This is a genomic window from Parafannyhessea sp. (assembly GCF_051876455.1).
Lineage (GTDB): Bacteria > Actinomycetota > Coriobacteriia > Coriobacteriales > Atopobiaceae > Parafannyhessea.
This window is the reverse complement of record NZ_JBJEHW010000036.1, coordinates 1-5,173: the sequence shown is the minus strand read 5'-3', so window position 1 is coordinate 5,173 and position 5,173 is coordinate 1. Positions and strand designations below refer to the sequence as shown.

Genomic DNA, 5,173 nt, shown 5'->3' with positions numbered 1-5,173 from the left:
GTTGAGCTGATCTCGGACGTGCGGCGGCTTCTGTTCCCCGGTTACTTCGACAACGAGAGCGCAGCGGGCGAGAGCAGCGACTACCTCACGCGCGAGCGCCTCCTGCACGTGGAGCGCGTGCTGCAGGGCCAGGTGCTCGAGGCGCTGCTCTTCGACGACGGCGACCTCTCGCGCGACGAGGCGGGAAAGCGTGCCTCGGGCGTTGCGGAGACGTTCCTGGACAGCCTGCCGCACGTGCTCGAGCTCCTCATGACGGACATCCAGGCGCTCTACGACGGCGACCCCGCCGCAGGCAGCCTCGAGGAGGTCCTCGTGGCGTACCCGGGCTTCTACGCGATCTACGTGTACCGCATCGCGCACGTGCTCTACGGGCTCGACGTGCCCCTCATCCCGCGCCTCATGACCGAGCATGCCCACAGCAAGACGGGCATCGACATCAACCCCGGCGCCCACATCGGCAAGTACTTCTTCATCGACCACGGCACGGGCGTCGTCATCGGCGAGACGACCGAGATCGGGGACCACGTCAAGATCTACCAGGGCGTCACGCTCGGCGCGCTGTCGACCCGCAAGGGCCAGCTCCTCTCGGGCAAGAAGCGCCACCCGACGCTCGGTGACTACGTGACGGTGTACTCCAACGCCTCCATCCTCGGCGGCGATACGGTCATCGGCAACGGCGCGGTCATCAGCGGCTCCGCCTTCGTGTGCGAGTCCGTGCCCGAGAACGCGCGCGTGCGCCTGAACCAGGAGACGATCGTCCGCCGCCCGGGCGAGCCCGAGCCCGTCTGGTGCTACGTGATATAGGCGGGGGGAGAAGGGTGTCCTTCTCGCCCGGCGCGTCCTGCACCTTTCCGTCGCGTAACGTGCCAGCGTGCGCGACGGGACGTTTCGCTATACTAGGGCGTGCTAAATCGCCGTCAGAGGCTCACGGCAAGGAGAGGAACCAAATGGCTGACAACACTGAGGCCGTCGAGGGCAGGATTCCCGCGTACGACGCGCAGGCAATAGAGACCAAGTGGCAGAAGATCTGGGAGGAGACCGACCTCTACAAGACGGACACGGACCCCGCCAAGCCCAAGAAGTACGTGCTCGAGATGTTCCCGTACCCCTCGGGAGACCTTCACATGGGTCACGCCCGCAACTACACCATCGGCGACGCCATGGCCCGCCAGGCGCGCATGCGCGGCTACGACGTGCTGCACCCCATGGGCTTCGACGCCTTTGGCCTCCCCGCGGAGAACGCGGCCATCAAGCACAACACCCAGGCCGCCAAGTGGACGTACCAGAACATCGCGCAGGCCGTCAAGACCATGAAGCGCATGGGCTTCAGCTACGACTACGACCGCATGTTCAACACCTGTGACCCCGAGTACTACAAGTGGGGCCAGTGGATGTTCATCCAGATGTGGAAGAGGGGCCTGGCCTACCGCGCCACGAGCCCCGTCAACTGGTGCCCCACCTGCAAGACCGTCCTCGCGAACGAGCAGGTCGTGGACGGCCGCTGCTGGCGCTGCGGCTCCGTTCCGGAGAAGCGCAACCTCTCGCAGTGGTACCTCAAGATCACGGACTACGCGCAGGAGCTGCTTGACGACCTCGACAAGCTGACCGGCTGGCCCGAGAACGTCAAGGCGCAGCAGCGTAACTGGATTGGCCGCTCCGAGGGTGCCGAGATCGATTTCCGTCTGGCCGACGTCGACGGCAAGACCCCGACGGACCGCAAGGTGACCGTCTTCACCACGCGCGCCGACACGCTCTTCGGCGTGAGCTTCATGGTGCTCCCGCCCGAGAGCGACCTCGCCGAGGAGCTCGTCAAGGGCACCGAGTACGAGGCCGACTACCGCAAGCTGCGCGCCGCGACCGAGAAGGTCAGCGCCATCGACCGCCAGGGCACCGACCGCGAGAAGCACGGCGTGTTCACGGGCCGCTACGTCATCAACCCGATCAACGGCCGCCCCGCGCCCGTGTGGGTCGCGGACTACGTCCTCATGGACTACGGCACCGGCGCCGTCATGGGCGTCCCCTGCGGCGACCAGCGCGACTTCGACTTCGCAAAGAAGTACGGCCTCGACATCATCCCGATCATCTGCGAGAAGGACGACCCCCTCTACGAGGAGCTCAAGGACGAGCGCGACATCCGCGTGCGCTCGGTCGACTGGGACAAGGCCATGGTCGCGGAGGGCTACCTCGTGCAGTCCGGCGAGTTCACGGGCCTCAAGGGTGGCAAGCACTCCGAGGCGGTCGACGCCATCACGGCGTGGCTGAAGGAGCATGACTGCGGTCGCCCGACCGTCCAGTACCGCCTGCGCGACTGGCTCATCAGCCGCCAGCGCTACTGGGGCAACCCCATCCCGATGATCCACTGCGACCACTGCGGCGACGTCCCCGTGCCCGAGGACCAGCTGCCCGTAAAGCTTCCCGAGAACCTCGACCTCGGCGCCGGCGACACCCTCGCCGAGTACGCTCCGTTCTACGAGACCACCTGCCCCAAGTGCGGCCGTCCCGCCAAGCGCATCACGGACACGATGGACACCTTCACGGACTCCAGCTGGTACTACCTGCGCTACTGCGATCCCCACAACGACGAGGCCCCCTTCAGCAAGGAGGCCGTGGACCGCTGGATGCCGGTCGACAACTACATCGGCGGCATCGAGCACGCCATCCTGCACCTGCTGTACTCGCGCTTCTGGACCAAGGTCCTGCGCGACATGGGCATGGTCGACGTGGACGAGCCCTTCACCAACCTGCTCTGCCAGGGCATGGTCAAGGACGCGAACGGCGACACCATGAGCAAGTCCAAGGGCAACGTCGTCCCGCCGTCGAGCGTCATCGAGCCCTACGGCGCCGACACGATGCGCCTCGCGATCCTCTTCGTGGCGCCGCCCGAGAAGGACTTCGACTGGGACGAGGAGGCCGTCGCTGGCGCCAACCGCTTCATCAAGCGCGCGTGGCGCGTGGTCTGGCAGCTCTGCGACAACGCCGCCAAGGGCGAGGTGGACGCCAAGTCCCTCGACGCGAAGTCCGCGGAGCTCAACCGCGCACTCCACCAGATGGGCATCAAGTGCACCAACGACTTCGACCGCGGCCAGTTCAACACCGCGATCTCGGCCGTCATGGAGCTCACCAACGCCGCCTCCAAGTACGTGAACGACGTTGACGCCGAGAAGCGCGACGCCGCGCTCTCGTGGCGCGTCGCCCACGACATCGTCGCCATGCTCGCGCCCATCTGCCCGCACTGGGCGGAGGAGCTCTTCCACGAGGCACTCGGCCTCGAGGGCTCGGTCTACAACGAGCCGTGGCCGGAGTTCGACCCCGACCAGGCGAAGAGCGACACGATCCAGATCGCCGTCCAGATCAAGGGCAAGGTCCGCGCGCACGTCGACGTCGCGGCGGACGCCTCCAAGGAGGAGCTCGAGGCCGTCGCGCGCGAGGCCGTCGCGGAGCAGCTCGAGGGCAAGGACGTGAAGAAGGTCATCGTGGTGCCGGGGAGGCTCGTCAACATCGTGGCCATCTAGCGTGTGCGCGGTACGACCGCTTGTGGTTAAATCGTGACGGCATGCGTGTGACACGTCGGCTGTGGTAAATTAACCACAGCTTAATCGTGACTGTTCGAGGAAGTGGGGTGGATCTTCTCGCCCCGCTTCCTTTCTGTATGTCGGGTCTAGGCCCGGGAAGGGAGATGCCTTGGCATCCACGGATATCGAGAAGGGGCTGCTCGAGGCGCTCGAGGCGGTGGCCCCGGAGCACGGGATCGACGTCGTGGACGTCGAGGTCGTCGGCTCCTCGAAGGCGCCCGTCGTGCGCGTGAGGATCGACCACGCCGACGAGACGCTCCCGACCATCACGCTCGACGAGGTGACGGCGCAGAGCGACTGGGTGAACGAGGTCATCGACGAGAAGGACCCGTTCACGGGCTCGTACACGCTCGAGATTTCGAGCCCGGGCCTCTCGAGGCCGTTGCGCAGGGCGCACGACTTCGAGCGCTTCGCGGGGGAGGACGTCTCGCTCAACACCTTCGACCGCGAGGGGCGCAGGCACTACACCGGCCTGCTCAAGGGGCTCGTGGACGGCAAGGTGGTCGTGGAGTGCGACGGCGAGGAGTTCTCGTTCGCGCTCGACCAGATCAAGAGCTGCAAGATAAAGCCGAAGTTCGACTAGAGGCCAACGGATCGCGATAATCCAGAAGAGGACGGGGAAAGGAAAAGCATGGCATCTGAGATGATGGAAGCGCTCATGGCACTGTGCCAGGAGAAGCACATAGACGAGCTGTACCTGATCGACCAGCTCGAGCAGTCGCTGGCGAAGAGCTACGCGGAGGTCATGCACCTCCCGGACGGCGCGCGCGTCACGATCGACCGCGAGACCGGCAAGGTGTACGTGTACGAGCTCGTGCCGAAGGAGGAGTCTTGGGACGACGAGACCGGCCTGTACACCGACTTCGACGAGGTCGACGTCACGCCCAAGGACACGAGCCGCACCGCCTACACGCACGCGAAGTCGGTCATCAACGAGATCGTGCGCAACTCCGAGCGTCAGCAGATCTACGAGGAGTTCTCCAAGAGGATCGGCGACATCATCACGGGCACGGTGCTCCAGACCACGCCCGACTTCGCGATCATCAAGATCCGCGAGGGCGTCGAGGCCGAGCTTCCCTACTTTGACCAGCGCCGCCACCCGGACGAGCTCAACGAGCGCCCCGCGGGCGAGCGCTACTCGCACCACCAGCAGATCCGCGCGATCATCATCGACGTGCGCGACCCCAACAGCAGCCAGCAGCCGGTGAGGGGCGAGCGCCAGCGCCCGTCCATCGTGGTCTCGCGCACCCACCCGGACCTCATCCGCAGGCTCTTCGAGCTCGAGGTGCCCGAGGTCTACGACGGCGTCGTGGAGATCCGCTCCATCGCCCGCGAGGCAGGCGTGCGCTCCAAGGTCGCCGTGAGCTCCGTCGACGACAGGCTCGACCCCGTGGGCGCCTGCGTCGGCCCCAAGGGCAGCCGCGTGCGCGCCGTCGTTTCCGAGCTGCGCGGCGAGCGCGTGGACGTCGTGCTGTGGAGCGACGACCCGGCGAAGTGCGTCGCGAACGCGCTGTCCCCGGCGCGCGTCTCCCGCGTGATCGTGGACGACGAGGACAACTACGCGACCGTCATCGTCCCGGACGACCAGCTCTCGCTCGCCA

4 protein-coding genes are annotated in these 5,173 nt (G+C 66.2%); all 4 read left to right on the top strand.

Annotated elements, in window-relative coordinates; all coding sequences use genetic code 11:
* On the top strand, positions 1-804 hold an 804-nt coding region (locus tag ACI38Z_RS01705), incomplete at its 5' end, for a serine O-acetyltransferase (RefSeq protein ID WP_439788457.1).
* Between the two features lie 143 nt (positions 805-947).
* Positions 948-3,512 (top strand): leucine--tRNA ligase, encoded by a 2,565-nt coding sequence (gene leuS / locus ACI38Z_RS01700; RefSeq protein WP_439788456.1) that lies wholly within the window; start codon positions 948-950, stop codon positions 3,510-3,512.
* Positions 3,513-3,681: 169 nt separating this feature from the next.
* Positions 3,682-4,155 (top strand): ribosome maturation factor RimP, encoded by a 474-nt coding sequence (gene rimP, locus ACI38Z_RS01695; RefSeq protein ID WP_439788455.1) that lies wholly within the window; start codon positions 3,682-3,684, stop codon positions 4,153-4,155.
* Positions 4,156-4,203: 48 nt separating this feature from the next.
* On the top strand, positions 4,204-5,173 hold a 970-nt coding region (gene nusA / locus ACI38Z_RS01690; protein ID WP_439788454.1), incomplete at its 3' end, for a transcription termination/antitermination protein NusA.

What these genes read in the sequence shown, in the direction of transcription:
- leuS (WP_439788456.1), top strand. Translation starts at nt 948, where the DNA reads ATGGCTGACAACACTGAGGCCGTCGAGGGCAGGATTCCCGCGTACGAC.